We start from the raw sequence: 479 nt of genomic DNA, 5'->3' as shown, positions 1-479 counted from the left end.
AAGCCGCTGGGCGGCGGCCTCCGCGTCGATCTCACTATCGGGATCTACGAGGCCGTCAACCACGATTTCTGCCTCATCGTCGGTCTGTTCTTCTCTCTCGCCAGTTTGTCTTTGGCTCATAGCAAATAACGTGAAAACCGCGCGTTCAACTACTGTACCGCGTGGTTCGGGACATACGCCTATACGCGAGTTTTACCGTTCACTCGTGAAGCGTGTGTCATGCGGACACACGGGCGTCGATGATCTCGGTGATGTTGTCCTGATCGAGATCGAACCCGATGTCGGCGGTTCCCGCAGCGAACCGCTCGTCCCAGTCATCGAAGTCCGTGACCGAGTCGTATCCCTCGGAGTTGACCGCATCCACGGCGCTGTCCACGAACTGCTGTGCGTCGTCAGGGAGATCCTGATACGCCAGCACATCGCTGTCCGTGTCGTTGTCGGTTTCTCCGATCATCTCCGAGGCTTCCGCGACGCCGCCA

The 479-nt window shown here is 58.7% G+C and carries 1 protein-coding gene; it reads right to left on the bottom strand.

The features are described 5' to 3' along the window. Nucleotides 1-217: 217 nt before the first annotated feature. Nucleotides 218-479: hypothetical protein (locus EXE45_RS20010; protein WP_158294332.1), on the bottom strand; the 262-nt coding region annotated here is incomplete at its 5' end.

This window comes from Halorubrum sp. SP9 (assembly GCF_005435015.1).
In the GTDB taxonomy this organism is placed as follows: Archaea; Halobacteriota; Halobacteria; order Halobacteriales; family Haloferacaceae; genus Halorubrum; species Halorubrum sodomense.
This window is presented reverse-complemented; position numbering and strand designations above follow the sequence as displayed.